Genomic DNA, 1,697 nt, shown 5'->3' with positions numbered 1-1,697 from the left:
GGCCGGCGCGGGTGCGTTCGCCGGCGACGTGGTCAACCCGGCCGGCACCGGGCAGTTCGGCCGGTTCGCCTCCGCCGCGCTCTCCCCTGCCCTGGACGGCGCGTTCCTCCGGGTGCTCGCCGACTCGGTGCTGGTCACCGTCGCCTACGCCGCGCTCGGGGCGGCGCTGGCGGTGCTGCTGGGCGCAGTCGGCGCGGTGGCGGTCGCCCGCACCACCTGGGGACGACGCCGGCTGGGCTGGACGCTGTCCCGCGGGGCGCTCGCCGTCCCGCGGGGGCTGCACGAGGCGGTGTGGGGGCTGCTGCTGGTCAACCTGCTGGGGCTGGACCCGTGGGTCGGGGTGCTGGCGATCGGCGTCCCGTACGGGGCGGTGACCGCGAAGGTCTTCGCCGACCTGCTCGACGAGGTGCCGCGCAGCGGGTACTCGGCGCTGCTCGCCGCGGGTGCCGGCCGGACGACGGCCGCGCTGTACGGGCTGCTGCCCCCGGCGTCGGGCGGGCTGCTGTCGTACTCGTTCTACCGGCTGGAGTGCGCGGTCCGGTCGGCCGTGGTGCTCGGGCTGATCGGCGCCGGTGGGCTGGGCTACCAGCTGCTGCTGTCGTTCAGCTCGCTGCGCTGGGAGCAGGTGTGGTCCTGCGTGTACGCGCTGGCGCTGCTGTGCCTGCTCGCCGACGTCGGCGGCCGCGCGGTGCGGCGCCGGGTGGCCGCGCCCCGCTCGTCCGGGGACCGGCTGCGCCGGGACCCCGCGCTCACCACGGCGGTCCTCGGCTCGCTGGCCGGGGTCGTCTGGTCGTGGTGGTACCTGGCGATCTCACCGGCCACGCTGGTCTCCGACCGCACCGGCGAGCAGCTGCGCTACGTGCTCGCGGCTGCCTGGCCGCCGGACGTCGACGGGCCGCTGCTCTCCGCGGTCGCGTCGGCCGCGGTCGACACGGTGCAGATGTCGGTGATCGCAATCGCCGTCGCCACCGTCGGGGCGGTAGTGCTGGCCGGGGTGGCCGCCCGCCCGGCCCGGGCGTCAGCCGGACGTCGGCTGGCCGGGACCGTCGTCCGGCTCGGCCTGCTGCTGCTGCGGGCCGTGCCGCCGCCGGTGTGGGCGCTGGTGCTGTTGTTCGTGCTGCTGCCCGGGATCCTCCCCGGGGCGCTGGCGCTGGGTGTCTACACGCTCGGCGTGCTGGGGCGGCTGGCGGCGGAGGCGACCGAGGAGCTGGACCCGCGCCCCCGGGCGGCGCTCACCGCGATGGGTGCCGGGCCGGTGGGTGGCTGGCTGTACGGGGTGCTCCCGGCGGCGACCGGGCCGGTGCTGGCGTTCGCGCTGTACCGCTGGGAGGTGGCCATCCGGGACACCGTGCTTGTCGGGCTGCTGGGCGCCGGCGGGCTGGGGGCCCTGCTGGCCAGCCGGGTGGCCGCCTTCGACTGGGGCGCGGTGACCACCGTGCTGGTGACGCTCGTGCTGCTGACCGCCGCGGTCGACCTGGTCAGCGCCCGCGCCCGCTCCGCCCTCAGGAGTTGATCATCGGCGTTCGGCTGCCCGCATCGGCGTGTCGAGCAGCCATTCGCCGATGATCGACACGCCCGCTACCGCCAGCGGGTGCGGGCGGACAGGGCGGCGAGCACGGCGGCGCCGGCGGTCGACGTCCGCAGCACCTCGGCGCCCAGGCGCACCGACTGCGCGCCGGCCGCCCGGAAGGCGACCA

General features: G+C 77.1%; 2 protein-coding genes. One reads left to right on the top strand and one right to left on the bottom strand.

The window, feature by feature from the left end; genetic code table 11:
• On the top strand, positions 1–1,513 hold a 1,513-nt coding region (locus tag G5C62_RS26900; RefSeq protein WP_164703397.1), incomplete at its 5' end, for an ABC transporter permease subunit.
• 65 nt (positions 1,514–1,578) lie between these two features.
• Here the strand turns inward: G5C62_RS26900 and G5C62_RS29080 are convergent.
• Positions 1,579–1,697, bottom strand: a 119-nt coding sequence (locus G5C62_RS29080; protein WP_346774143.1) for a 16S rRNA (uracil(1498)-N(3))-methyltransferase, incomplete at its 5' end; no start/stop codon positions are given.

Source organism: Modestobacter sp. KNN46-3, assembly GCF_011039295.1.
This window is presented reverse-complemented; position numbering and strand designations above follow the sequence as displayed.